19 protein-coding genes, 2 tRNA genes, 3 rRNA genes and 1 pseudogene are annotated in these 26,091 nt (G+C 54.4%); 8 read left to right on the top strand and 17 right to left on the bottom strand.

The features are described from left to right. Positions 1 to 225 precede the first annotated feature (225 nt). The 3 genes from glnL (at position 226) to K7R23_RS07030 (ending at position 2,916) form a co-directional block, all read left to right on the top strand. Positions 226 to 1,275, top strand: a complete 1,050-nt coding sequence (glnL, locus tag K7R23_RS07040) for a nitrogen regulation protein NR(II) (RefSeq protein ID WP_012907872.1) — start codon at positions 226 to 228, stop codon at positions 1,273 to 1,275. Between the two features lie 10 nt (positions 1,276 to 1,285). Further along, positions 1,286 to 2,695 (top strand): nitrogen regulation protein NR(I), encoded by a 1,410-nt coding sequence (glnG, locus tag K7R23_RS07035; RefSeq protein ID WP_012907873.1) that lies wholly within the window; start codon positions 1,286 to 1,288, stop codon positions 2,693 to 2,695. A gap of 110 nt (positions 2,696 to 2,805) precedes the next feature. Then, a complete protein-coding gene (locus K7R23_RS07030; RefSeq protein WP_148222112.1) occupies positions 2,806 to 2,916 on the top strand; it encodes a YshB family small membrane protein in 111 nt (36 codons plus the stop codon). Positions 2,917 to 2,996: 80 nt separating this feature from the next. Here K7R23_RS07030 and hemN read toward each other — a convergent pair whose 3' ends face one another. The 3 genes and pseudogenes from hemN to K7R23_RS25930 form a co-directional block, all read right to left on the bottom strand. Further along, positions 2,997 to 4,370, bottom strand: coding sequence for an oxygen-independent coproporphyrinogen III oxidase (hemN, locus tag K7R23_RS07025; RefSeq protein WP_012907874.1), 1,374 nt, complete (start codon positions 4,368 to 4,370; stop codon positions 2,997 to 2,999). A 187-nt stretch (positions 4,371 to 4,557) separates the two neighbouring features. Further along, positions 4,558 to 5,067, bottom strand: coding sequence for a Der GTPase-activating protein YihI (gene yihI, locus K7R23_RS07020; protein ID WP_012907875.1), 510 nt, complete (start codon positions 5,065 to 5,067; stop codon positions 4,558 to 4,560). A gap of 112 nt (positions 5,068 to 5,179) precedes the next feature. Further along, positions 5,180 to 5,364 (bottom strand): annotated as a pseudogene (locus K7R23_RS25930) (hypothetical protein). A gap of 281 nt (positions 5,365 to 5,645) precedes the next feature. On the opposite strand from K7R23_RS25930, the gene yihA reads away from it, so the two are divergent. Next, complete coding sequence (yihA, locus tag K7R23_RS07015) at positions 5,646 to 6,278, top strand: ribosome biogenesis GTP-binding protein YihA/YsxC (RefSeq protein ID WP_024132976.1); 633 nt, start codon at positions 5,646 to 5,648, stop codon at positions 6,276 to 6,278. A 106-nt stretch (positions 6,279 to 6,384) separates the two neighbouring features. Here the strand turns inward: yihA and spfP are convergent, their stop codons facing one another. Further along, positions 6,385 to 6,432: a small protein SpfP gene (spfP, locus tag K7R23_RS26040; RefSeq protein WP_071892919.1), complete on the bottom strand. Its 48-nt coding sequence runs from the start codon at positions 6,430 to 6,432 to the stop codon at positions 6,385 to 6,387. A 166-nt stretch (positions 6,433 to 6,598) separates the two neighbouring features. Continuing rightward, the gene (gene polA / locus K7R23_RS07010; RefSeq protein WP_012907877.1) at positions 6,599 to 9,385 is read right to left on the bottom strand and encodes a DNA polymerase I; all 2,787 of its coding nucleotides are present in this window, start codon (positions 9,383 to 9,385) and stop codon (positions 6,599 to 6,601) included. A gap of 363 nt (positions 9,386 to 9,748) precedes the next feature. Here polA and K7R23_RS07005 point away from each other — a divergent pair, with 363 nt between their 5' ends. Beyond that, positions 9,749 to 10,684, top strand: coding sequence for an acyltransferase (locus K7R23_RS07005; RefSeq protein ID WP_012907878.1), 936 nt, complete (start codon positions 9,749 to 9,751; stop codon positions 10,682 to 10,684). A gap of 11 nt (positions 10,685 to 10,695) precedes the next feature. Here the strand turns inward: K7R23_RS07005 and dsbA are convergent, their stop codons facing one another. The 3 genes from dsbA to K7R23_RS06990 all read right to left on the bottom strand — a co-directional run bounded on the left by dsbA (position 10,696) and on the right by K7R23_RS06990 (position 12,666). Next, the gene (gene dsbA / locus K7R23_RS07000) at positions 10,696 to 11,319 is read right to left on the bottom strand and encodes a thiol:disulfide interchange protein DsbA (protein ID WP_012907879.1); all 624 of its coding nucleotides are present in this window, start codon (positions 11,317 to 11,319) and stop codon (positions 10,696 to 10,698) included. 14 nt (positions 11,320 to 11,333) lie between these two features. Continuing rightward, positions 11,334 to 12,320: a serine/threonine protein kinase gene (locus K7R23_RS06995; RefSeq protein ID WP_012907880.1), complete on the bottom strand. Its 987-nt coding sequence runs from the start codon at positions 12,318 to 12,320 to the stop codon at positions 11,334 to 11,336. A gap of 76 nt (positions 12,321 to 12,396) precedes the next feature. Next, on the bottom strand, positions 12,397 to 12,666 hold the full coding sequence (locus tag K7R23_RS06990) for a YihD family protein (protein WP_024132978.1): 270 nt from the start codon (positions 12,664 to 12,666) through the stop codon (positions 12,397 to 12,399). A 69-nt stretch (positions 12,667 to 12,735) separates the two neighbouring features. On the opposite strand from K7R23_RS06990, the gene mobA reads away from it, so the two are divergent. Together mobA and mobB are read left to right on the top strand one after the other, a co-directional pair. Further along, on the top strand, positions 12,736 to 13,320 hold the full coding sequence (mobA, locus tag K7R23_RS06985) for a molybdenum cofactor guanylyltransferase MobA (RefSeq protein WP_012907882.1): 585 nt from the start codon (positions 12,736 to 12,738) through the stop codon (positions 13,318 to 13,320). After that, entirely contained in the window at positions 13,317 to 13,826 is a 510-nt protein-coding gene (gene mobB, locus K7R23_RS06980) for a molybdopterin-guanine dinucleotide biosynthesis protein MobB (protein ID WP_081442334.1), read from the top strand. The genes mobA and mobB overlap by 4 nt, the downstream gene beginning before the upstream one ends. 268 nt (positions 13,827 to 14,094) lie before the next feature. Here the strand turns inward: mobB and rrf are convergent. From rrf to pepQ, 9 genes are all read right to left on the bottom strand, one after another. Continuing rightward, a 5S ribosomal RNA gene (rrf, locus tag K7R23_RS06975) occupies positions 14,095 to 14,210 on the bottom strand. A gap of 95 nt (positions 14,211 to 14,305) precedes the next feature. Continuing rightward, positions 14,306 to 17,293, bottom strand: a 23S ribosomal RNA gene (locus K7R23_RS06970). A gap of 174 nt (positions 17,294 to 17,467) precedes the next feature. Then, positions 17,468 to 17,543: transfer RNA gene (locus K7R23_RS06965), tRNA-Ala, on the bottom strand. A 112-nt stretch (positions 17,544 to 17,655) separates the two neighbouring features. Then, positions 17,656 to 17,732: transfer RNA gene (locus K7R23_RS06960), tRNA-Ile, on the bottom strand. A 70-nt stretch (positions 17,733 to 17,802) separates the two neighbouring features. Further along, positions 17,803 to 19,344, bottom strand: a 16S ribosomal RNA gene (locus K7R23_RS06955). Together the 16S, 23S and 5S rRNA genes with 2 tRNA genes alongside form the textbook arrangement of a ribosomal RNA operon. 378 nt (positions 19,345 to 19,722) lie before the next feature. After that, positions 19,723 to 20,268, bottom strand: a complete 546-nt coding sequence (hemG, locus tag K7R23_RS06950) for a menaquinone-dependent protoporphyrinogen IX dehydrogenase (RefSeq protein WP_012907885.1) — start codon at positions 20,266 to 20,268, stop codon at positions 19,723 to 19,725. A gap of 11 nt (positions 20,269 to 20,279) precedes the next feature. Beyond that, positions 20,280 to 21,731, bottom strand: a complete 1,452-nt coding sequence (gene trkH, locus K7R23_RS06945) for a Trk system potassium transporter TrkH (protein ID WP_012907886.1) — start codon at positions 21,729 to 21,731, stop codon at positions 20,280 to 20,282. 37 nt (positions 21,732 to 21,768) lie between these two features. Next, on the bottom strand, positions 21,769 to 22,383 hold the full coding sequence (locus K7R23_RS06940; protein WP_012907887.1) for an IMPACT family protein: 615 nt from the start codon (positions 22,381 to 22,383) through the stop codon (positions 21,769 to 21,771). Further along, the gene (pepQ, locus tag K7R23_RS06935) at positions 22,383 to 23,714 is read right to left on the bottom strand and encodes a Xaa-Pro dipeptidase (protein WP_012907888.1); all 1,332 of its coding nucleotides are present in this window, start codon (positions 23,712 to 23,714) and stop codon (positions 22,383 to 22,385) included. The genes K7R23_RS06940 and pepQ overlap by 1 nt, the downstream gene beginning before the upstream one ends. Positions 23,715 to 23,901: 187 nt before the next feature. Here pepQ and fadB point away from each other — a divergent pair, with 187 nt between their 5' ends. Beyond that, positions 23,902 to 26,091 carry a fatty acid oxidation complex subunit alpha FadB gene (gene fadB, locus K7R23_RS06930; RefSeq protein WP_012907889.1) on the top strand — a complete coding sequence of 730 codons (2,190 nt, stop codon included), beginning with the start codon at positions 23,902 to 23,904 and terminating at the stop codon, positions 26,089 to 26,091.

Here is a 26,091-nt window from a genome sequence, read left to right as displayed (position 1 = left end):
TGATGGCAAACAAAAAATGCCCGATGGCGCAGGCTTATCGGGCCTACGGGTAACTCTCTTGTAGGCCGGATAAGGCGCAGCCGCCATCCGGCGCAACGTTTGTCACTCATCTGTAGCCCATCTCACGATGGGCTTTTTTCTCCGCCAACAAACTGATCCTTCGCGCTTTTTCCCGCTGAAAAGCTATAATGCACTAAATTGGTGCAAACTGTCAGGAGACTGCAGATGGCAACAGGCACGCCGCCCGATGCTGGGCAGATCCTCAATTCTCTCATCAACAGCATTCTGCTGGTCGACGATGAACTGGCGGTACATTACGCCAACCCCGCCGCCCAACAGCTTCTCGCCCAGAGTTCGCGCAAGCTGTTCGGCACGCCGCTGCCAGAGCTGTTGAGCTACTTTTCCTTAAATCTCGAACTGATGCGCGAGAGCTTAGAGGCGGGCCAGGGTTTTACGGATAACGAAGTGACGCTGGTGCTTGACGGACGCTCGCATATTCTTTCCGTCACCGCGCAGCGTATGCCTGACGGTCAGATTTTACTGGAGATGGCGCCAATGGATAACCAGCGCCGTCTGAGCCAGGAGCAGCTTCAGCACGCTCAGCAGGTCGCCGCGCGCGATCTGGTACGTGGACTGGCGCATGAGATTAAAAACCCGCTCGGCGGCTTACGCGGTGCGGCGCAGCTGCTCAGCAAAGCCCTGCCCGACCCGGCGCTGCTGGAATACACCAAAGTGATCATTGAGCAGGCCGACAGGCTGCGCAATCTGGTCGACAGGCTGCTGGGCCCGCAAATGCCGGGCACGCACGTCACGGAAAGTATTCATAAAGTGGCGGAACGCGTGGTGGCGCTGGTGTCGATGGAGCTACCGGAAAACGTCACGCTGATTCGCGATTATGACCCGAGCCTGCCGGAGTTGCCGCACGACCCGGAGCAGATCGAGCAGGTGCTGTTAAACATTGTACGTAATGCGCTACAGGCGCTGGGACCGGAGGGCGGCGAAATCGTGCTGCGCACCCGCACCGCTTTCCAGCTTACCCTGCACGGCGAGCGCTATCGCCTGGCGGCGCGCATCGACGTGGAAGACAACGGACCGGGGATCCCTTCCCATTTACAGGATACGCTGTTTTACCCGATGGTCAGCGGCCGCGAAGGCGGCACCGGGCTGGGCCTGTCCATTGCCCGTAATCTGATCGATCAGCATTCCGGCAAAATTGAATTTACCAGTTGGCCAGGCCACACCGAGTTCTCGGTGTACCTGCCTATCAGGAAATAAGGTGACGTTTATGCAACGAGGAATAGTCTGGGTAGTCGATGACGATAGTTCTATCCGTTGGGTGCTTGAACGTGCTCTCGCCGGTGCGGGTCTGAACTGTGCGACCTTTGAAAACGGTAATGAAGTGCTGAACGCGCTGGCAAGCAAAACGCCGGACGTGCTGCTGTCCGATATCCGGATGCCGGGCATGGACGGGCTGGCGCTGTTAAAACAGATTAAACAGCGCCACCCGATGCTTCCGGTCATCATAATGACCGCGCATTCCGACCTGGATGCCGCCGTCAGCGCCTATCAGCAGGGGGCGTTTGATTACCTGCCAAAACCGTTCGATATTGACGAGGCCGTCGCGCTGGTTGAACGCGCCATCAGCCATTATCAGGAACAGCAGCAGCCGCGTAATATCCAGATCAACGGTCCGACCACCGACATTATCGGCGAAGCGCCGGCGATGCAGGATGTGTTCCGCATTATCGGGCGGCTTTCCCGCTCCTCCATCAGCGTATTGATCAACGGTGAGTCCGGGACCGGTAAAGAGCTGGTCGCCCATGCGCTGCATCGCCACAGTCCGCGCGCGAAAGCGCCGTTTATCGCGCTGAACATGGCGGCGATCCCGAAGGACCTGATCGAATCCGAGCTGTTTGGTCATGAAAAAGGGGCCTTCACCGGCGCGAATACCATTCGTCAGGGACGTTTCGAACAGGCCGATGGCGGTACGCTGTTTCTGGATGAGATCGGCGATATGCCGCTGGACGTGCAGACGCGCTTACTGCGCGTGCTGGCTGACGGACAGTTTTACCGCGTGGGCGGCTACGCACCGGTGAAGGTCGATGTGCGGATTATCGCCGCCACCCACCAGAACCTGGAGCAGCGGGTGCAGGAAGGTAAATTCCGTGAGGACCTGTTCCATCGTCTGAACGTGATTCGCGTCCATCTGCCGCCGCTGCGTGAGCGCCGTGAGGACATTCCGCGCCTGGCCCGCCACTTCTTACAGGTTGCGGCGCGCGAACTTGGCGTTGAAGCCAAACTGCTGCATCCGGAAACCGAAGCTGCGCTGACGCGCCTGGCCTGGCCGGGCAACGTTCGCCAGCTGGAAAACACCTGCCGCTGGTTAACGGTTATGGCTGCCGGTCAGGAAGTGTTGATCCAGGATCTGCCCGGCGAGCTGTTTGAAGCGACGGTGCCGGACAGCCCTTCCCACATGCAGCCGGACAGCTGGGCCACCCTGCTGGCGCAGTGGGCGGATCGGGCGCTGCGTTCCGGTCATCAAAATCTGTTGTCTGAAGCGCAGCCGGAAATGGAGCGCACGCTGCTGACCACCGCGCTACGCCACACTCAGGGGCATAAGCAGGAGGCGGCGCGGCTGCTCGGCTGGGGACGAAACACCCTGACGCGGAAGTTAAAAGAGCTGGGAATGGAGTAAGCGTTCACGCTTGTGTAAAGATTAATAATTGAGCGCAAATTGCGGTTATTTTGCGCTTTACTGTTCCGATGAGTTGAGTATGATCATGCCCGGCAAACGGGGGACTTACTATGCTGGAATCGATTATAAATCTGCTATCAAGAGGAGCGGTCGATAGCCACACGCCACAAACTGCGGTCGCCGCAGTGCTGTGCGCGGCGCTGGTTGGGCTGTTCAGCTAACGATGTGCCGGATGGCGCTACGCTTCATGGACCTGGATATTGCAGGCCGGATAATAAGCGAAGCGCCATCCGGCAATATATTAAATCACCCGTGAGAACTGCTGCATCCGCGCTTTCTGCCGCAGATAGGCGTCAAAGCACATGCAAATGTTGCGAATCAGTAGCCGCCCCTTCGCCGTTACCCGAATCCCCTTCTCATTAACCTCCACCAGCCCGTCATTCGCCAGCGGCGCCAGCAGCTTCAGGTCTTCCGCAAAGTAGTCGGCAACGTTGAGATCCCACTGCTGTTCCACGGCGGCATAGTCGAGACGGAAGTTGCAGATCAGCGACTTAATGACGTCGCGGCGGATACAGTCGTCGCGCGTCAGCGCAATACCGCGCCACAGCGCGTTCCCCTGTTCATCCACCTGCTGATAATAAAGCTTCAGCTCTTTCTGGTTCTGCGCGTAACAGTCGCCAATCATACTGATGGCCGAAACGCCCATCCCCAGCAGATCGGTGTCGCCCTGGGTGGTGTACCCCTGGAAATTACGGTGCAAAACGCCGTTACGCTGGGCAATCGCCAGCTCATCGTCCGGGCGGGCAAAGTGATCCATGCCAATAAACTGATAGCCCGACTCCGTCAGCGAGGCGATAGTCTGCTGGAGAATATCCAGCTTCTGCTGCGCGCCCGGCAGGTCTGCGTCTTTAATCTTGCGCTGCGCGGCGAACAGCGTCGGCAGATGCGCGTAGTTAAAGACGCTCAGGCGATCCGGGTTCAGTTCGGCAACTTTCTTCAGGGTAAAGGCGAAGCTTTCCGGGGTCTGTTTTGGCAAACCGTAAATCAGGTCAATATTGGTCGAGGTAAAGCCGATGTCGCGGGCATGGCGAAGCAGCGCGAAGATAAACTCTTCGTCCTGTTCACGATTAACCAGACGCTGGACCTCTTTATTGAAGTCCTGCACCCCCATGCTCAGGCGGTTAAAGCCTTCGGCGCGTAAATGATCGAGCACGTCCAGTTCAATTTCACGCGGATCGACTTCGATCGAGATTTCCGCGTCAGCGTTGAAGCGAAAGTTGTCGCGCAGCAGCGTCATTAAGCGGCTGATTTGCGCTTTGTTGAGGTAAGTCGGCGTTCCGCCGCCCCAGTGCAGCTGGCTGACCTGGCGCCCTTTAAACAGCGGCGCCCGATGGCGGATTTCCTGTTCCAGCGCATCCAGATACCGATCGGCTTTATGCTGCTGGCGGGTGACAATCTTATTGCAGCCGCAGAAATAGCAGAGCTTATGGCAAAACGGGATATGGACGTAAAGCGAGAGCGGACGCTCAGGATAGCGCGCGACGGCCTGCAGGAATGCCTGCTCGTCAAAGGCTTCAGAGAACTCCAGCGCGGTCGGGTACGAGGTATAACGCGGCCCGGAATAGTTATATTTCTGGATCAGGGCCAGATCCCAGTCTATTTGTTGTTCAGACATGCTCACTCCTTCCGATGGCGTCTCTGGCGGGTACGGCGGACCGGCCTCACTCCACTGCGAGCGACAAGCCGGTTGCGCAGCCACTTTTGTCGCCGCGACAACCGCTGTAGTTTAACGAATAACCACACCAGATAACATATAACCGGAAGGGTTATAAGCAGGACGGGGAGGCCCACGCTGTAAACCGTCAGTTACCCCCGCGAAGCAGGCGCATCATATCTTCCTGCTTCTCGTCTTCTTCCTCTTCTTCGTCATCGTCGTAAGAGAGGCCCAGCTTCTGCATCAGTTCGTCGATACGATCCAGTCTGGCATCCACCCAGCTCTGCTCTTCGGCGCTCAGGGTTTCGCCTGCTTCCAGACGTTCTAACAGCGCATCCAGGCGCTCATCCGTTTCCAGTAAATCCAACTCAGCCTGCGGTGAAAGCATAGGTTTCTCACTCTTCGGTTTTTGCTGTCTGGTGACTTTTTCCGTCACGCCCAGGGGAATGGGGGTTTTACTGCCGATACGTGGGTCTTTTTGCTTGTTCTGGTTTTTTGCGCCCGATGCCGCGCCGCCGCCTGTCGCACGGCTTCCCGCCGTGTGACCACGGTGTTTTTTCTGGCGCTTGCGGTCGCGCGCTTCCTGATTCAACTCTTCGCGGGTTTTACGGCGCGCCTTTGCGGGGCCTTTGCCGCGTGATGTCGATGTGGATTTCATAGTGATTCGTCTTTGGCTGTTTTATTCAGTATACAATTGCGCCGGAATCTAGCAGAAATAAAGAAAAAAGGCGACAGATTGCTCTGCCGCCTTTTAACCTGACTCATAACCCTTAGCGGGTTCCACATTCCGTGTCGGCTCTCAACACACCCTGTTTTTCCTTCAGCCTGGAACGATCCGTGTCTTTTCCTTTTCCGTAAATTAAACGTCTCCGAACGTCTTGTCATCCTGACAATCCTGTGTCTTCGCCTCCTGGCGCTCCTGACCCTCATCCTGAGTCGTTTATCCTTCCAGCATCCTCGCTATGGGGTGTACTTTACTCTATTGACTTAAACTGACAACCCACTAACCACGCAAATCATACATTTTCAGAATAATACACAAAGTTAATTCTCTGATTTAGTTAGCATATTTAATTAATGGCCCTGCAATTACTCCTGGATTTCTTCCAGTAACAATCGGCAATGTCTCACAAAGCGAAGGGTTTTTACTTACATCGCGCTCGTGTCGAAAAATCCGTCTTTTGCTGCTGTTCAGGTATAATCGCCGCAAAGCTTTGACTGACGGAGACGACCGCTTTGATTAACCTGAATTATCAACAGACGCATTTTGTGATGAGTGCGCCTGATATTCGCCATTTACCTTCCGATACCGGAATTGAAGTGGCTTTTGCTGGCCGTTCTAACGCAGGCAAATCCAGTGCGCTGAACACGCTAACCAACCAGAAAAACCTCGCGCGGACGTCAAAAACGCCTGGCCGCACCCAGCTTATTAACCTGTTTGAAGTGGTCGACGGCAAGCGTCTGGTTGACCTGCCCGGCTACGGCTACGCCGAAGTGCCGGAAGAGATGAAGCGCAAATGGCAGCGCGCGCTGGGTGAATATCTGGAAAAACGCCAGAGCCTGCAAGGGCTGGTCGTGCTGATGGACATTCGCCATCCGCTGAAAGATCTCGACCAGCAGATGATCCTGTGGGCGGTAGAGAGCAATATTCAGGTGCTGGTTCTGTTGACCAAAGCGGACAAACTGGCCAGCGGCGCGCGTAAAGCTCAGCTGAACATGGTGCGTGAAGCGGTACTGGCGTTTAACGGCGATGTGCAGGTTGAAGCCTTTTCGTCGCTGAAGAAGCAGGGTGTGGACAAGTTACGGCAGAAGCTGGACAGCTGGTTCAGCGATCTGGCGCCGGTGGAAGAGGCGCAGGACAGCGAGTAAGTTGTACGCTGCCGGATAGCGACGCGATGCGTCTTATCCGGCCTGGCGATGGATACCGACAATAAAAAACGCCCCAGTCAGAAACTGACTGGGGCGGCTAAAATATTCAGCCAAATCCGATTACGTGAAGTAAAAGGTCTGAAAGATAGAACATCTTACCTCTGTACCCTACGCGAATAACTTTACTCTTTTTTAAGCAGCTCAGAAAGCACTTTTTGTAATTTTTTTTCATTCTTTACATAAGGAATTCCAATGCTCATCACAAAACGTGGTTTCTTATGTTGCTTAATTACGAAAAGAGCGCGTTATTCACCGTTCTCTTAGTGCGCCTGATCCCAGTTTTCACCGCTTCCCACTTCCACCAGCAACGGCACATCAATGCGCGTACAGTTTTCCATCAGTTGGTGAATCTTTTTCGAGACGACGTCGAGGTCGTCTTTATGCACTTCGAATACCAGTTCATCGTGCACCTGCATGATCATCCGCACGCGCGGCTGCTCGCTTTCCAGCCAGCCATCTACGGCAATCATCGCGCGTTTAATGATATCGGCGGCAGTCCCCTGCATCGGGGCGTTGATCGCCGCACGTTCAGCGCCAGCGCGGCGCGCGCCGTTACTGGATTTAATATCCGGCAGGTAGAGGCGACGCCCTTCCAGCGTTTCAACGTAGCCCTGCTCTTTCGCCTGGGCGCGCGTGCGCTCCATATATTCCAGCACGCCTGGATAACGCTCGAAGTAGAGATCCATATACTTCTGCGCTTCCTTACGCGGAATGTTCAGCTGGCGCGCCAGACCGAATGCGCTCATCCCGTAGATCAGGCCAAAGTTAATCGCCTTCGCGCTGCGACGCTGTTCGTTCGTCACCGTCTCCAGCGGTAAACCAAACACTTCCGCCGCGGTCGCGCGGTGAATGTCCTTACCTTCGGCAAACGCCGTCAGCAGCCCCTTATCGCGCGACAGGTGCGCCATAATGCGTAACTCAATCTGCGAATAGTCAGCGGAAACAATGACGTGATCCTTCGGCGGAATAAACGCCTGACGGATACGACGCCCTTCTTCATTGCGTACCGGAATGTTTTGCAGGTTCGGATCGGTAGACGACAGTCGCCCGGTGGCGGTTACTGCCTGATGATAGGAGGTATGGACACGTCCTGTTTTCGGGTTGATCATCAGCGGCAGCTTGTCGGTGTAGGTCGATTTCAGCTTCGCCAGGCCGCGATACTCAAGAATCACCTTCGGTAACGGATAATCCAGCGCCAGCTCTTCCAGTACCTCTTCCGATGTGGACGGCGCGCCGCCAGGGGTTTTCTTCAGCGGCTTGATCCCCTGTTTTTCAAACAGAATGGTTTGCAGCTGCTTAGTGGATGAGAGGTTAAACGCCTCACCGGCAATGTCATGCGCCTTCTGCTCCAGCTCCGCCAGACGCAACGTGATTTCTTCAGAGTGCTTATGCAGCACGGCGGGATCGATCATCACGCCGTTACGCTCAACGCGGGACAGCACCGGCACCAGCGGCATTTCGATATTTTCAAATACGTTCAGCGGGCCTTTATGCTGCTGAAGCTCTGGCCACATTTTCAGATGCAGCTGTAGCGTGACGTCCGCATCTTCAGCCGCATAGCGCCCCGCCTCTTCCAGCGCGATCTGGTTGAAGGTCAGTTGATTTTTGCCCTTGCCTGCAATCTCTTCAAAGGTAATGGTTTTGTGCTTCAGCCAGCGGTCAGACAGGCTGTCCATATCGTGACGCCCGGCGACGCTGTTCAGGATGTACGACTCCAGCATCGTATCAAAAGCAATGCCGCGCAGTTCAATGCCATAGTTGGCCAGAATACCGCGATCGTACTTCAGGTTTTGCCCGACCTTGCTAACCTTCTCATCTTCCAGCAGCGGTTTCAGCAGCTCCAGCGCGCGATCGCGGGCGATCTGATCCGGCGCGTCCAGATAATCGTGGGCGACCGGCACATAGGCCGCCACGCCGGGTTCAACCGCAAATGACAGCCCCACCAGATTGGCAGTGATGTTATCGAGGCTGTCCGTCTCGGTATCAAAGGCGAAGACAGGCGCTTTTTCCAGCTTCGCGATCCACGCTTTCAGCGTCGCTTCATCAAGAATAGTGACGTAGTTTTCATAAGAAAGCGCAGCGGTAGCCTCATCGGGCGATTCGTCAATAACGAGGGTTTCCTGTGGCTTAGCGGCAGGCTTTGCCCCTTTCGCCTGTAGCCACTTACCGGCTTCGACATCGGCGGTCCAGCGTTTGAACTCATATTTCCGGAACAGGTCCAACAGCTCATCGGCGATGGGCTGTTTCACTTCCAGCTGTTCGCAGGTTAACTCCAGTTCGACGTCGGTTTTTATCGTCGCCAGCTTATACGAGAGATAAGCCACCTCTTTATTTTGTTCCAGCTTGCCCGCCATCGTTTTGGCGCCGCGGAAGGTCAGCCCGGCAATTTTGTCTGATTCGGCATACAGAGTATCCAGCCCACCCAGACCCTGCAGCAGTGCCTGGGCGGTTTTTTCGCCCACGCCCGGTACGCCCGGAATATTGTCAGATGAGTCGCCCATTAGCGCCAGGAAGTCGATAATCAGCTCGGGCGGCACGCCATATTTATTAACCACTTCCTCCGGACCCAGAATCGTATTGGTCATGGTGTTGATAAGCGTAATGTTCGGCGTAACCAACTGGGCCATATCTTTATCCCCGGTACTGATCAGCACCGGACGGCCTGCTTTTTCCGCTTCACGCGCCAGGGTTCCGATAACATCGTCCGCTTCTACGCCGGATACCGCCAGCAATGGCAATCCCATCGCTTTAACCATCGCGTGCAGCGGTTCGATTTGCGCGCGCAGGTCGTCCGGCATCGGCGGGCGATGCGATTTATAGTGTTCAAATAATTCGTCACGGAAGGTTTTACCCTTGGCATCAAACACCACTGCGGCATGCGTCGGCTGGTACTGCATGATCAGGCTGCGCAGCATGTTGAGGACGCCGTACATCGCGCCGGTCGGTTCGCCAGCGCTGTTGGTCAGCGGTGGAAACGCATGGTATGCGCGATAGAGATAAGAGGAGCCGTCTACAAGGATAAGTGGGTTTTCTGGGATCTGAACCATAATGTCCGTGCCTGTTTATCAGTTTATGAGTAAAGGATGCCACAGACGGGATGAAAACATGAGTTTTTCGCCACATTTATGGCAAATCTTTTAGAGATCTTGTGGATCGCTCGCCAGGCTTCCTGTGGATAACTTTGTGCATATTTAGTTTTCTTCGATTTAATTTCAATCGGATACTTTTTTCTCTCTGTTTTTTGTCGTTTTATTTCATCTATTTATAAAAAATGTTATTCGTTTTCTTTACGATTTCAGGGAAATACGAATTGTGGATAGATAGACTGGCTTTTCCCCGGCAACGCAGAACCGTCATTTACATCATTTTCTGATAAAATCAGCCACCTTGTGCGATTTAGCGCACTGTTTATGGCTAATCCTTTGAATACGTTAATCATGAGGCGATGGCTCGCTCCAGTTACTTTGTTGCTGAGCATCGTATTGACCATTCTGGTCACCATTGTTTGCTCTGTGCCGATCATCATTGCCGGGATGGTAAAGCTTCTGCTGCCTGTCCCCTGGATCTGGCGCAGCGTCTCCCGCTTCTGTAATTTTATGATGTACTGCTGGTGCGAAGGGCTTGCATGTCTGTTACACCTGAATCCCTGGCTACAATGGGATGTGGAAGGGCTTGAGGGACTCACTAAGAAAAACTGGTATTTGTTGGTCTGCAATCATCGCAGCTGGGCGGATATTGTGGTGCTTTGCGTACTTTTTCGTAAGCACATTCCGATGAATAAATACTTCCTCAAGCAGCGGCTGGCCTGGGTGCCTTTTATCGGGCTCGCCTGTTGGGCACTGGATATGCCGTTTATGAAGCGCTATTCGCGCGCTTATCTCCTGCGCCACCCGGAACGACGCGGTAAAGATGTGGAAACCACCCGCCGTTCATGCGAGAAGTTTCGCGCGCAACCGACAACAATCGTTAATTTCGTCGAGGGTTCCCGCTTTACCGTAGAAAAACGCCAGCAAACCCGCTCGCCGTATAAAAACCTGTTGCCGCCCAAAGCGGCAGGGATTGCGATGGCGCTGAATGTGCTGGGCACCCGGTTCGATAAATTGCTCAACGTTACGCTGTGCTATCCGGAAAACGATCGGACCCCTTTCTTCGATATGCTGCAAGGAAGGCTGACGCGTATTGTAGTGCGCGTGGATATGCAGCCGGTGACCGGTGAACTGCATGGCGATTACGCGAATGATAAAGAGTTTAAGCGCCATTTCCAGCTCTGGCTGAATACGCTGTGGAGTGAAAAAGACGCGCAGATAGACGCTATCAAAGCGGTAAATAAAAAAGCCGGTCAGTGACCGGCTATATGTTATTTTTTGCTGACCAGATATTTCACGGTATCCGCATACTGCTGAACAAAGATATCCATACTGCTGGTATCCATGCCCTGCGGATTCACCTGATATTTGCCGTTAACAAACATCGCCGGCACACCCTGCAGTTGCAGGTCGGCAGCCGCTTTCTCCTGCTGGGCGACCAGCGATTTCACCACAAAGCTGTTCCACGCCGCGTCGTATTCTTCACCTTTGACGCCTGCGTCAACGAACACTTTACGAATATCCGCCACGCTCTGGATAGTCTGGGTTTTCTGTACCCCTTCAAACATCGGTACGGTCACTTTATCTTCGACGCCCAGCGCCATCGCCACTGCCCAGGCCTGCGTCATCTCCTTGCCCAACGGTCCGAGGAATTCGACGTGATATTTGGTCATTTTGACGCCTTCCGGCAGTTTTTTCCTCACGTTGTCAGAAACATGAAGAACTTCTTCAAACTGATAGCAGTGTGGGCAATAGAAAGAGAAAAATTCCAGCACCTGCGGTTCACCGGCAACGGGCTTTTCCAGGGTGGTGTACTGTTTGCCATCCTCGAACTGCGCTGCCGATGCGCTAAAAGCTAAAACCATACCAGCCAGCGCCAGCCAAATCTTCTTCATGATCACATCTCCGATTAATACATAGGTGTTAATTGTAATGGGGGTTGTTGCAAGATTTTAATCTGTTCAAGAAAAGTCGCGGTCTGCCGCCGCCAGTAATCTTCACCGGTTAACCACGGGAAATTTTTGGGGAAGGCGGGATCGTCCCAACGACGCATCAGCCAGGCAAGATAATAAACCAAACGCATCGCACGTAAAGGTTCCATCAGCCCGATTTCAGCCATACTAAATTCGCTATATTCTTCATATGCTTCAATAATGGTTTCCAGCTGCATACGTTGTTCAGCGCGATCGCCATTAAGCAGCATCCACAGATCCTGAATTGCCGGACCGTTACGGGAATCATCCAGATCAACGAATAGCGGCCCGTCGCGCCAGAGAATATTGCCGGCGTGGCAGTCGCCATGCAGACGTAACGGGGTAAAGTTCGTATGCCAGCGCCCGGTAACCGCCGCGATCAACGCATCCGTCGCCTGTAAGAACGCCTCTTTTTGTCCGGAAGGAATAAGCGTGGCACGTTCGAAAAGCTGGCGGGGCTCAATGAGATATTCATTCAGGCCAATCGTGGGCCGGAACGTAAAAGGCTGACGACGTCCGGTTCGATGCATGCGTCCCAGATAGCGAGCAACAGCTTCCATCTGGTCGATATTGTCCGCTTCAAACTGCCGTCCGCCTACGCTCGGAAAGATTGCGTAGTGGAATCCCTGATGATGCAGAAGCGTCTGGCCATTAAAAACCAGCGGGGCGGCGACCGGAACGTCATCACTGCACAATTCCAGAGTAAAGCGATGTTCTTCGAGGATTTGCTCAACTGACCAGCGCTCAGGGCGATAAAATTTGACGACAAAGCGCTGGCGGTCTTCATCCTGAAACTGGTAAACGCGGTTTTCGTAACTGTTAAGCGGGGTCAGACCGGAATCCACCCGGATCCCCTGCTCAAACAGCGCATCCATGATGGTATCCGGGTGTAGTGTCTGGAAAGTAAAAGCGTTATCGTTCATCCCATCATCCGGAAAATGCTTTGAATGATTCAGGATAACATTTCGCAGCGCTTCCGGTGCCGTCTCTTACAAGCTTTTACTCTTTAATTACGCCCCGTGCGCGCAGCAGCGCCGTCTTAAAATCTTCCTCGTAGTCCTTCTGGATACCGGGGATAACGGCGTCTTTCGCAGAATCGCGCATTTTCAGGTGATAGATCAGAATGTCGTCAGTTAAATCCGCCAGTTCGCCGTCAAAACCTGACTCTTTCGCCAGTTTCTGCAAAAATTGCAGCAGGTTAAGTTCGGGCTCTTTTTGCCAGGCTGGCTGGAGGAGTTCGATAACTTCATTCAGGCGTTTACATTTCATACTCGTGCTCCTTACTCTTGAGACAGACACGTTAGCAGGGTCAATCCCACAATAAAAGAGGCGATATCAGTGAATGAGGTTAGTGCAATTACCGGGGTTGTGCTGGCAGGCGGTAAGGCCAGACGAATGGGCGGTATTGATAAGGGGTTGCTTGAGCTAAAAGGGAAACCACTGTGGAAATACGTCTCCGATGCGCTCCTGCCGCAGCTGAATGAGGTAATTGTGAATGCAAATCGTCACCTTGAGATTTATCGCTCTGCCGGCCTGAAGGTGATTGCAGACTCGCTGGAGGATTATCCTGGCCCGCTGGCCGGAATGCTTTCCGTTATGCAGCAGCAAACAGGCGACTGGTTTCTGTTCTGTCCGTGCGATACGCCGTTTATTCCCGATGATTTGGTCATCCGCTTGCGATCTCAACGGCAAAATTCGCCAGTAGTGTGGGTACACGATGGCGAACGGGATCATCCCACTATCGCGCTGGTTAACCGCTCGGTTCAGCCATTTTTGCAGCAGTATTTGCTCTCCGGGGAGCGTCGGGTGATGGTTTTTATGCGCCAGGCAGGCGGACATGCCGTTGATTTCAGTGATTGCAAAGAGGCATTCGTAAATGTGAATACGCTTGAGGAGCTCGCCAGATGGCAGGAGCAACCGTGATCCCATTACTGGCAATCGCCGCATGGAGCGGGACCGGAAAAACAACTCTGTTAAAAAAGCTAATACCGATGTTGTGCGCCCGCGGCGTCCGTCCGGGTTTGATCAAGCATACCCATCATAATATGGACGTGGATAAGCCAGGCAAGGACAGCTATGAATTACGCAAGGCTGGCGCAGCGCAGACGCTGGTCGCCAGCCAGCAGCGTTGGGCATTGATGACCGAAACGCCGGACGAGCCCGAGCTGGATTTAACGTATCTGGTAAGCCGGATGGATGCCTCTAAGCTGGATATGGTGCTTGTGGAAGGCTTCAAACATGAAGCGGTTGCGAAGATCTTATTGTTTCGTCAGGAATGTGGTCACGGCGTGGAAGAACTGATTATTGATGAGCATGTGATTGCCGTTGCCAGTGATATACCACTCGATGTGGATGTGCCTGTTCTGGATATAAACGATATTCCACAGATCACAACGTTTGTTCTGGAGTGGCTCAAAAGCGGTTCATAACCGTGGAACTGACCCCGTAGGCCGGATAAGGCAACGCCGCCATCCGGCGTCATCACGGCGGACGTGCCTGATGCGCTGCGCTTATCAGGCCTGCAACACGGTCCGTTGTTGAATGTGATGCATCGCAGGCCGGGCTCTGTAGGCCGGATAAGGCGGAGCCGCCATCCGGCGTCATGACGGTGGACGTGCCTGATGCGCTGCGCCTGTCAGGCCAGCGACAAAACGCAAAAAGCCCATCCGTCAGGATGGGCTCTTCACCTTAATTAATGCCTGGCAGTTCCCTACTCTCGCATGGGGAGACCCCACACTACCATCGGCGCTACGGCGTTTCACTTCTGAGTTCGGCATGGGGTCAGGTGGGACCACCGCGCTACGGCCGCCAGGCAGATTCTGTCTGTCTGACGCCGGCAGGCGGCAGACTGTAATCTGTATCAATGCTGAAAATCTTCTCTCAACCGCCAAAACATCTTCGGCGTTGTAAGGTTAAGCCTCACGGTTCATTAGTACCGGTTAGCTCAACGCATCGCTGCGCTTACACACCCGGCCTATCAACGTCGTCGTCTTCAACGTTCCTTCAGGAGACTTAAAGTCTCAGGGAGAACTCATCTCGGGGCAAGTTTCGTGCTTAGATGCTTTCAGCACTTATCTCTTCCGCATTTAGCTACCGGGCAGTGCCATTGGCATGACAACCCGAACACCAGTGATGCGTCCACTCCGGTCCTCTCGTACTAGGAGCAGCCCCCCTCAGTTCTCCAGCGCCCACGGCAGATAGGGACCGAACTGTCTCACGACGTTCTAAACCCAGCTCGCGTACCACTTTAAATGGCGAACAGCCATACCCTTGGGACCTACTTCAGCCCCAGGATGTGATGAGCCGACATCGAGGTGCCAAACACCGCCGTCGATATGAACTCTTGGGCGGTATCAGCCTGTTATCCCCGGAGTACCTTTTATCCGTTGAGCGATGGCCCTTCCATTCAGAACCACCGGATCACTATGACCTGCTTTCGCACCTGCTCGCGCCGTCACGCTCGCAGTCAAGCTGGCTTATGCCATTGCACTAACCTCCTGATGTCCGACCAGGATTAGCCAACCTTCGTGCTCCTCCGTTACTCTTTAGGAGGAGACCGCCCCAGTCAAACTACCCACCAGACACTGTCCGCAACCCCGATAAGGGGCCCACGTTAGAACACCAGCCATTAAAGGGTGGTATTTCAAGGTCGGCTCCATGCAGACTGGCGTCCGCACTTCAAAGCCTCCCACCTATCCTGCACATCAAGGACCAGTGTTCAGTGTCAAGCTATAGTAAAGGTTCACGGGGTCTTTCCGTCTTGCCGCGGGTACACTGCATCTTCACAGCGAGTTCAATTTCACTGAGTCTCGGGTGGAGACAGCCTGGCCATCATTACGCCATTCGTGCAGGTCGGAACTTACCCGACAAGGAATTTCGCTACCTTAGGACCGTTATAGTTACGGCCGCCGTTTACCGGGGCTTCGATCAAGAGCTTCTCCGCGAGGATAACCCCATCAATTAACCTTCCGGCACCGGGCAGGCGTCACACCGTATACGTCCACTTTCGTGTTTGCACAGTGCTGTGTTTTTAATAAACAGTTGCAGCCAGCTGGTATCTTCGACTGGTTTCAGCTCCGTGAGCAAGTCACTTCACCTACGCGCCAGCGTGCCTTCTCCCGAAGTTACGGCACCATTTTGCCTAGTTCCTTCACCCGAGTTCTCTCAAGCGCCTTGGTATTCTCTACCTGACCACCTGTGTCGGTTTGGGGTACGATTTCGTGTTACCTGATGCTTAGAGGCTTTTCCTGGAAGCAGGGCATTTGTCACTTCAGCACCTTAGTGCCTCGTCATCACGCCTCAGTGTTAATGAACAACCGGATTTACCTGGTCGTTCCACCTGCACGCTTAAACCGGGACAACCGTCGCCCGGCCGACATAGCCTTCTCCGTCCCCCCTTCGCAGTAACACCAAGTACAGGAATATTAACCTGTTTCCCATCGACTACGCCTTTCGGCCTCGCCTTAGGGGTCGACTCACCCTGCCCCGATTAACGTTGGACAGGAACCCTTGGTCTTCCGGCGAGCGGGCTTTTCACCCGCTTTATCGTTACTTATGTCAGCATTCGCACTTCTGATACCTCCAGCATGCCTCACAGCACACCTTCAACGGCTTACAGAACGCTCCCCTACCCAACGAACGTATCCTTAAACCGACTCGACTTTGTATACGCTTTGACGTCGCTTCGCTCCGTCAATCGTAAGACGCTGAATCGCTTTAAGTGATACGTTCGCTGCCGCAGCTTCGGTGCATGGTTTAGCCCCGTTACATCTTCCGCGCAGGCCGACTCGACCAGTGAGCTATTACGCTTTCTTTAAATGATGGCTGCTTCTAAGCCAACATCCTGGCTGTCTGAGCCTTCCCACATCGTTTCCCACTTAACCATGACTTTGGGACCTTAGCTGGCGGTCTGGGTTGTTTCCCTCTTCACGACGGACGTTAGCACCCGCCGTGTGTCTCCCGTGATAACATTCTCCGGTATTCGCAGTTTGCATCGGGTTGGTAAGCCGGGATGGCCCCCTAGCCGAAACAGTGCTCTACCCCCGGAGATGAATTCACGAGGCGCTACCTAAATAGCTTTCGGGGAGAACCAGCTATCTCCCGGTTTGATTGGCCTTTCACCCCCAGCCACAGGTCATCCGCTAATTTTTCAACATTAGTCGGTTCGGTCCTCCAGTTAGTGTTACCCAACCTTCAACCTGCCCATGGCTAGATCACCGGGTTTCGGGTCTATACCCTGCAACTTAACGCCCGGTTAAGACTCGGTTTCCCTCCGGCTCCCCTATACGGTTAACCTTGCTACAGAATATAAGTCGCTGACCCATTATACAAAAGGTACGCAGTCACCCCATAAAGAGGCTCCCACTGCTTGTACGTACACGGTTTCAGGTTCTTTTTCACTCCCCTCGCCGGGGTTCTTTTCGCCTTTCCCTCACGGTACTGGTTCACTATCGGTCAGTCAGGAGTATTTAGCCTTGGAGGATGGTCCCCCCATATTCAGACAGGATACCACGTGTCCCGCCCTACTCATCGAGCTCACAGCCTGTGCATTTTCGTGTACGGGACTTTCACCCTGTACCGTGCGACTTTCCAGACGCTTCCACTAACACACAAGCTGATTCAGGCTCTGGGCTCCTCCCCGTTCGCTCGCCGCTACTGGGGGAATCTCGGTTGATTTCTTTTCCTCGGGGTACTTAGATGTTTCAGTTCCCCCGGTTCGCCTCGTTAACCTATGTATTCAGTTAACGATGATGCACCGTGGTGCACCGGGTTTCCCCATTCGGACATCGCCGGGTCAAAGGTTCATATCACCTCGCCGGCGCTTTTCGCAGATTAGCACGTCCTTCATCGCCTCTGACTGCCAGGGCATCCACCGTGTACGCTTGTTCGCTTAACCTCACAACCCGAAGATGTTTCACTTCATGATTGCGATAATTGAGAGACTCACGAACAACTTGCGTTGTTCTGTGTTTCAATTTTCAGCTTGATCCAGATTTTTAAAAGAGCAAAACTTCGCAGTGAACCCTTTCAGGTACACTCTGAAGTTTTATAACGTAAACATTCCACAGAATGGTGGAGCTATGCGGGATCGAACCGCAGACCTCCTGCGTGCAAAGCAGGCGCTCTCCCAGCTGAGCTATAGCCCCATACGGTGTGGTTAAACCTCATTACCCGTAATTTTTGCTGAGGCAAGGCGTGGTGACACGAAGCATACTTAAAGTATGTGAGTGTCGCCGCAACGCAGCATCAGCAAAAATTTGGTAGGCCTGAGTGGACTTGAACCACCGACCTCACCCTTATCAGGGGTGCGCTCTAACCACCTGAGCTACAAGCCTGTAGAGGTTTTTACTGCTCGTTTTTCATCAGACAATCTGTGTGGACACTACAAAGGCAGGTTCTTTAAGGTAAGGAGGTGATCCAACCGCAGGTTCCCCTACGGTTACCTTGTTACGACTTCACCCCAGTCATGAATCACAAAGTGGTAAGCGCCCTCCCGAAGGTTAAGCTACCTACTTCTTTTGCAACCCACTCCCATGGTGTGACGGGCGGTGTGTACAAGGCCCGGGAACGTATTCACCGTGGCATTCTGATCCACGATTACTAGCGATTCCGACTTCATGGAGTCGAGTTGCAGACTCCAATCCGGACTACGACATACTTTATGAGGTCCGCTTGCTCTCGCGAGGTCGCTTCTCTTTGTATATGCCATTGTAGCACGTGTGTAGCCCTGGTCGTAAGGGCCATGATGACTTGACGTCATCCCCACCTTCCTCCAGTTTATCACTGGCAGTCTCCTTTGAGTTCCCGGCCGGACCGCTGGCAACAAAGGATAAGGGTTGCGCTCGTTGCGGGACTTAACCCAACATTTCACAACACGAGCTGACGACAGCCATGCAGCACCTGTCTCAGAGTTCCCGAAGGCACCAATCCATCTCTGGAAAGTTCTCTGGATGTCAAGACCAGGTAAGGTTCTTCGCGTTGCATCGAATTAAACCACATGCTCCACCGCTTGTGCGGGCCCCCGTCAATTCATTTGAGTTTTAACCTTGCGGCCGTACTCCCCAGGCGGTCTACTTAACGCGTTAGCTCCGGAAGCCACGCCTCAGGGGCACAACCTCCAAGTAGACATCGTTTACGGCGTGGACTACCAGGGTATCTAATCCTGTTTGCTCCCCACGCTTTCGCACCTGAGCGTCAGTCTTCGTCCAGGGGGCCGCCTTCGCCACCGGTATTCCTCCAGATCTCTACGCATTTCACCGCTACACCTGGAATTCCACCCCCCTCTACGAGACTCAAGCCTGCCAGTTTCGAATGCAGTTCCCAGGTTGAGCCCGGGGATTTCACATCCGACTTGACAGACCGCCTGCGTGCGCTTTACGCCCAGTAATTCCGATTAACGCTTGCACCCTCCGTATTACCGCGGCTGCTGGCACGGAGTTAGCCGGTGCTTCTTCTGCGGGTAACGTCAATGACTGCGGTTATTAACCACAATCCCTTCCTCCCCGCTGAAAGTACTTTACAACCCGAAGGCCTTCTTCATACACGCGGCATGGCTGCATCAGGCTTGCGCCCATTGTGCAATATTCCCCACTGCTGCCTCCCGTAGGAGTCTGGACCGTGTCTCAGTTCCAGTGTGGCTGGTCATCCTCTCAGACCAGCTAGGGATCGTCGCCTTGGTGAGCCGTTACCCCACCAACAAGCTAATCCCATCTGGGCACATCCGGTGGCAAGAGGCCCGAAGGTCCCCCTCTTTGGTCTTGCGACGTTATGCGGTATTAGCTACCGTTTCCAGTAGTTATCCCCCTCCACCGGGCAGTTTCCCAGACATTACTCACCCGTCCGCCACTCGTCAGCGAAGCAGCAAGCTGCTTCCTGTTACCGTTCGACTTGCATGTGTTAGGCCTGCCGCCAGCGTTCAATCTGAGCCATGATCAAACTCTTCAATTTAAGTTTGATGCTCGTGAATTAAACTTCGTAATGAATTACGTGTTCACTCTTCGAGACTTGGTATTCATTTTTCGTCTTGCGACGTCAAGAATCTATGTCACTTTGAGTGCCCACACAGATTGTCTGATAAATTGTTAAAGAGCAGTGCCGCTTCGCTTTTTCTCAGCGGCGCGGGGTGTGCATAATACGCTTTCCCGCCTCAGAGTCAAGCATTTATTTTTTGCTTTTCTCCGTGAGGTTCCTCCCGGAACCCCGCTGACCCGGCGGCCTGTGTGCCGTTGTTCCGTGTCAGTGGTGGCGCATTATAGGGAGTTATTCCGGGCTGACAAGAGGAAATTTAAAATAATTTATCAACCGCGCATTTTTTATGCTTTGCGTTTATTTAACCGACGATTTGTCAGTTAATTGAGCGATTTCGCGGGCAAAACTGGCGACCTGCTCCCAGTCGGTATAGATCACTTCTTTACGGGTATCCGTTTCGCCACCCGACATTTTCATAATCAGCTTGATCATGATGCGGTCATACCAGCGATAGCGCGGATAAAGCAGCGCCCCGGCGATCACCGCGCTGCGGTCTGGCCGCCATTGGGAATGCATTAAAAACTTACGCGCGTAGCTGTTCGTCTGCGGCGTGCGTTTTTCCGGCTTACGCGCAACCAGATTGACCGAGTAAAACGCGCTTGGCATTTGGTTCAGGCGTGTCGCATGTTTCTTCACAAAATCCAGGAAAGCAGAATGATAATGCCCGTAACGGATAGAGGCGCCGATGACCACGCGGTCATAGCTCTCCCAGTCCGGCTCTTCGGTTCGGTGCAGATTGAAGACATCTGCCCAGATGCCAAGCTCTTTCAGTTCCGACGCCAGATACGCGGCGATTTCGCGAGTTTGCCCATCCCGGGAAGAAAAAAGTATCAATGTTTTCACGCGTTACTCCATTATTCACGCCAGAAGGTCGGGGTAAAAAGCACCAGCAAAGTGAAGACTTCGAGACGACCAAACAGCATATTGGCAATCAGGATCCATTTCGCCACCGGATTCATACTGGCAAAGTTGTCCGCCACCACCCCCAGCCCAGGTCCGAGGTTGTTCAGCGTCGCCACCACGGACGCAAAAGCGGAAAAGTCATCCACGCCGGTAGCGATAATCGCCAGCATACTGACAATAAATACCAGAGCATACGCCGAGAAAAAACCCCAAACTGCTTCGAGAATACGTTCCGGTAGCGCTCGGTTGCCCAGCTTAATACTGTAGACCGCATTAGGATGCACCAGGCGCTTCAGTTCGCGGTTCCCCTGTTTGAACAGCAGCAGAATACGGATCACCTTCAGCCCGCCGCCCGTAGACCCGGCGCAGCCGCCGATAAATGCCGAGCACAGCAGCAGCACCGGCAGGAACAACGGCCAGCGCGCAATGCTGTCGGTGGTGAAACCTGCCGTTGTGGCCATCGACACCACCTGGAAAAACGCCTGGTTAAGGGTCGTCAGCGCAGAGTTATAGACGTCATGGAACCACAGCACGAGCGTGCAGATCACCACCAGCGTCAGCTGGACGCCGATGAACATGCGGAACTCGGGATCGCGCCAGTACACTTTCAGGCTGCGCCCGCTCAGTAAAGAGAAGTGCAGACCATAGTTACAGCCGGAGATTAATAAGAAGATGGCGATAATGCTGTTGATTGTCGGGCTGTCAAAATAGCCCACGCTGGCGTCGTGCGTGGAGAATCCGCCGATAGCGATCGTGGCAAAGCTGTGTCCGATGGCGTCAAACGCGGGCATTCCGGCAAACCACAGCGCCAGCGCGCAGGCCACCGTCAGCAGGACGTAAATCAGCCACAGCGTCTTTGCCGTCTCCGCAATACGCGGTCGCATTTTGTTGTCTTTCAACGGCCCCGGCATTTCTGCGCGATAGAGCTGCATCCCCCCGACGCCGAGGATAGGGAGTATCGCCACCGCCAGCACAATAATCCCCATACCGCCAAACCACTGGAGCATCTGGCGGTAAAAGAGAATCGCATGCGGTAACGAATCTAATCCCACCAGCGTGGTGGCGCCGGTGGTGGTTAAACCGGAAAACGATTCGAAAAACGCATCGGTAATGGTGAGATTCGGGCTTTCCGAGAAGATAAAGGGCAGCGCACCCACGCTGCCCAGCACGGTCCAGAACAGCACCACGATGAGAAACCCTTCGCGGGACTTCAGTTCGCCCTTCTCCTTGCGGTTCGGCCACCACAGCATGGAGCCAATCGCCAGCGCGACAAAAAAGGTTTGCGTAAATGCACGTCCCGCGCCATCACGATAGATGAGGGCTACCAGTCCGGGAATAATCATCGTCCCCGAAAATAAGATGACCAGTAGTCCAACGATTCGGGTAATGGCGCGAAAATGCATCTCTGCCGCTTCCTTAGTTCTTCAAAATGAGGGGGGATTATTCTTCAATCGCTAACAATTGCAATGAACCACGGCTAAAATCCGCCAGCTTTGCTGAAAATTCGTCCACTTTGGCATAAGGAAGCGCCACCCTGAGCAGAACGCAGGCCTGGTAATCACTGCTGACGATATTGCCGCCATGCTGAGCCAGAAGCGTTTCAACGCCGGTCAACTGCGCATACTCACACTGCAAAGTATATTCGGTTAACGGCGTCTTGCGCTGTGTCGTCAACTGCCGCAGCGCCTGATTGACGCCGCCGCCGTAGGCTTTCACCAGGCCGCCCGTGCCGAGAAGTATGCCGCCGTAGTAGCGCACCACCACGGCGGTAATTTCCCCGACGCCGCTGCCCATTAACTGAGCGAGCATCGGTTTGCCCGCGGTGCCTGCCGGTTCGCCGTCGTCGGAAAAGCCCAGCTGCTGTGAATCATCCGGCGCGCCCGCCACCCACGCCACGCAATGGTGGCGGGCATCCGGGTGCGCCGCTCTGACCGACTCAACAAAGGCTTTCGCCGCCTCCACGCCGTCAGTGTGCGCCAGCAGCGTAATGAAGCGGCTTTTTTTGATCTCCTCAACAACGGTGACCGACGCAGCGGGAATTAACCAACTCTCCATTACGCCAGTTTCAGATCCCGCGTCATGTTTTCCACGCTGTTTTCGTGGATCACGACGTTATCTTCAATACGAATGCCGCCAAACGGCTTCAGCGCCTCAATTTTCTGCCAGTTAAAGTGCTTACTGAACGGGCCTTCGCGCCAGGTTGCGAGCAGCGACTCGATGAAGTAGATCCCCGGCTCAATGGTCAGCACCATGCCCGGCTGGAGCACACGGGTGCAGCGCAGGTACGGATATTTTGCCGGCGCGGCGAGATGCGTACCGCTGTCATCCTGCATAAAGCCCCCGACGTCATGCACCTGAAGCCCCAGCTGATGGCCGATCCCGTGCGGCATAAACGGCCCGGTCAGATCGTTTTCCACCATCGCCTCTTCGCTCATGTCGGTAACAATCTGGTGTTTACGCAGCAGTTTAGCGATGCGCTGATGGAACTGAATGTGATAGTCGATGTAGCTGACGCCCGCTTTCATGGTGGCGATTAACGCCAGTTGCTCATCGTTAACGTCTTTTACCAGCTGCGCATAGTCGTTGTCGCTTTTCGCCGACCAGGTCCGCGTCAGGTCCGCCGCATAACCGTTATACTCCGCGCCCGCGTCCAGCAGGAAGCTGCGGATTTCCGACGGCGCCTGATGATCCAGCTTTGTGTAATGCAGCACGGAGGCGTGCTCGTTAAGCGCAACGATGTTGCTGTAAGGCACATCAGTGTCACGGTGACCGGTGGCGGTCAGATAGGCCAGGTTAATATCGAACTCGCTCATGCCGGAACGGAACGCTTCTTCCGCCGCACGGTGCCCGTTCACCGCCATTTTCTGCGCTTCGCGCATACAGACCAGTTCGTAGTCCGTTTTACAGGCGCGATGATAGTGCAGGTAATCAATCACCCCTTTCGGGTTGATGTTGCTGGCCGCAATATCCAGTTGCAGCGCCCGCTCCGGCACCGGACCGATATAGCCAATGTTGCCGCGCGCGGCGGGCAGCTGGCTGCCAATACCGTCGGCTTTCGGCAGGGCAATCACCTCAATCTCTTCCGTCCAGAACGAGGTCGGCAGCGGCTCCACGTTGTGCCAGTAATCTACCGGCAGGTAAAACCACAGTTTGGGTTTATTTACGCCATCCACCAGCAGCCAGCAATTTGGCACCTGGGTGACCGGCACCCAGGCTTTGAACTGCGGGTTAACCTTGAAAGGATAGGGATGATCGTCGAGAAAAACGTTAACCAGCTCGCCGGAGTGAATAAGTAACGCATCCAGTTTGAAGCGCGCCAACGCGTCGCGCGTCCGCTCCTGTAAGGTAACGATATGATTTTTATAGAGCGCGGCCAGTGATTCCATTTTCTATCCTTCTGTTTTTGACCTTTCGTCTCCGCATCTTAGCACAACGTTTCGGGAGAGCGTGATTTCTGCCGAGCGTGATCTGAACGGCATTTTTTTAATCACTTGTTTGCATTTCCTTAACACAAAATACACACTTCGACTTATCTGGTACGACCAGATAACTTTGCGGATTCAGGAGACTGACATGCTTTACAAAGGCGACACCCTGTACCTCGACTGGCTGGAAGATGGCATCGCCGAACTGGTGTTCGATGCCCCTGGCTCGGTCAATAAACTCGACACTGCGACCGTCGCCAGCCTCGGCCAGGCGCTGGATGTACTGGAAAAGCAAACAGATTTAAAAGGGCTGCTGCTGCGTTCGAATAAAGCGGCCTTTATTGTCGGTGCGGATATCACCGAATTCCTTTCGCTGTTCCTTGTTCCTGAAGAACAGTTAAGCCAGTGGCTGCATTTCGCCAACAGCGTCTTTAACCGTCTGGAAGATCTGCCGGTGCCGACCCTCTCCGCCGTCAACGGCTATGCGTTGGGCGGCGGCTGCGAATGCGTGCTGGCGACCGACTACCGTCTGGCGACGCCGGATCTGCGCATCGGCCTGCCGGAAACGAAGCTGGGGATCATGCCCGGCTTCGGCGGTTCCGTACGTATGCCGCGTATGCTCGGCGCGGACAGCGCGCTGGAAATTATTGCCGCCGGTAAAGACGTCGGCGCGGAGCAGGCGCTGAAAATCGGCCTGGTCGACGGCGTGGTGAAGCCCGAAAAACTGGTTGAAGGCGCGCTGGCGGTTTTACGCCAGGCGATTAACGGCGATCTGGACTGGAAAGCCAAACGCCAGCCGAAGCTGGAGCCGCTGAAGCTCAGTAAGATTGAAGCCACGATGAGTTTTACCATCGCCAAAGGCATGGTCGCGCAGACGGCGGGCAAGCATTACCCGGCCCCCATCACCGCGGTAAAAACCATTGAGGCGGCAGCGCGTTTTGGTCGTGAAGAAGCGCTGAATCTGGAAAACAAAAGCTTTGTTCCGCTGGCGCACACCAATGAAGCCCGCGCGCTGGTCGGTATTTTCCTGAACGATCAGTTTGTTAAAGGCAAGGCGAAGAAGCTGACCAAAGATGTTCAGACGCCGAAGCAGGCTGCCGTACTGGGCGCCGGTATTATGGGCGGCGGTATCGCTTATCAGTCGGCGTGGAAAGGCGTGCCGGTGATCATGAAGGATATCAACGACAAATCGCTGACGCTGGGGATGAACGAAGCCGCCAAGCTGCTGAATAAACAGCTTGAACGCGGTAAGGTTGACGGCCTGAAGATGGCGGGCGTGATTTCGTCGATTCATCCGACCCTCGACTACGCCGGTTTTGAACGCGTGGATGTGGTTGTCGAAGCGGTGGTCGAGAATCCGAAAGTGAAAAAAGCGGTACTGGCGGAGACCGAAGAAAAAGTCCGTCCGGATACCGTACTGGCCTCGAACACCTCGACCATTCCCATTAGCGAACTGGCAAGCGTGCTGAAACGCCCGGAAAACTTCTGTGGGATGCACTTTTTTAATCCGGTTCACCGGATGCCGCTGGTTGAAATTATTCGCGGAGAGAAAAGCTCGGATGAAACCATCGCTAAGGTGGTCGCCTGGGCAAGCCGTATGGGTAAAACGCCGATCGTGGTCAACGACTGCCCCGGCTTCTTTGTTAACCGCGTGCTGTTCCCTTACTTCGCTGGCTTCAGCCAGCTGCTGCGCGACGGCGCGGACTTCCGCAAAATCGACAAGGTGATGGAAAAGCAGTTTGGCTGGCCGATGGGCCCGGCGTACCTGCTGGACGTGGTGGGCATTGATACCGCGCATCATGCTCAGGCGGTAATGGCCGCTGGCTTCCCACAGCGAATGCAGAAAGATTATCGCGACGCGATCGACGCCCTGTTTGACGCCAACCGTTTTGGCCAGAAAAACGGCCTCGGATTCTGGCGTTATAAAGAAGACAGCAAAGGCAAGCCGAAGAAAGAAGAAGACGCTACCGTAGAGAGCCTGCTGGCCGACGTCAGCAATGCGAAGCATGACTTCAGCGATGAAGAGATCATCGCCCGCATGATGATCCCGATGGTCAACGAAGTGGCGCGCTGTCTCGAAGAAGGCATTATCGCCAGCCCGGCGGAAGCCGATATGGCGCTGGTCTACGGCCTGGGCTTCCCGCCGTTCCACGGCGGCGCGTTCCGCTGGCTGGATACGCTCGGCAGCGCCAGATATTTCGATATGGCGCAACAGTACCAGCACCTCGGCCCGCTGTATGCCGTGCCGGAAGGTCTGCGTAATAAAGCGCGTCATAACGAACCGTACTATCCCCCGGTTGAGCCTGCCCGTCCGGTTGGTTCCCTGAAAACGGCTTAA

Origin of the sequence: Citrobacter rodentium NBRC 105723 = DSM 16636, assembly GCF_021278985.1 — a bacterium.
Taxonomy (GTDB): domain Bacteria; phylum Pseudomonadota; class Gammaproteobacteria; order Enterobacterales; family Enterobacteriaceae; genus Citrobacter_A; species Citrobacter_A rodentium.
The sequence above is the reverse complement of the archived record's forward strand: the minus strand, read 5'-3'. Positions and strand labels throughout refer to the sequence as shown.